The sequence below is a fragment of the Acinetobacter sp. 12966 genome, assembly GCF_031196995.1.
Classification (GTDB): Bacteria; Pseudomonadota; Gammaproteobacteria; order Pseudomonadales; family Moraxellaceae; genus Acinetobacter; species Acinetobacter geminorum.
Window position 1 is genome coordinate 1 of sequence record NZ_JAVIMC010000099.1, and the last position, 276, is coordinate 276.

The following is a 276-nucleotide window of genomic DNA, read 5'->3' on the forward strand; positions in this document are numbered from 1 at the left end:
AAGCTTTTGAATTTCAAAAATAAGATTTGAAATTGTCTGACTTAATTCCATGAGCTCAACCTTTAAAAATGCATGAAAGAGAAATTGAACAATTAAACATAGGATGATAGTATCACCGTATGTTTAAGCTTACTAGTACCAATTTTAATGATTGAGCAAATTCAAAAAAGATCACTGGTCGATGAAGTGATTCATGTCATACGTCAGAATATTAAAAATGACATTTGGAAAGTAGATGAGAAAATTCCGACTGAACCTGAGCTTGTTCAAGGTTTG

Annotated in this window: 1 pseudogene; it reads left to right on the forward strand. The window is 31.2% G+C overall.

Features of this window, described 5'->3' with window-relative positions:
• Nucleotides 1-147: 147 nt before the first annotated feature.
• A pseudogene (locus RFW85_RS15780) lies at nt 148-276 on the forward strand (FadR family transcriptional regulator); the annotation flags it as partial.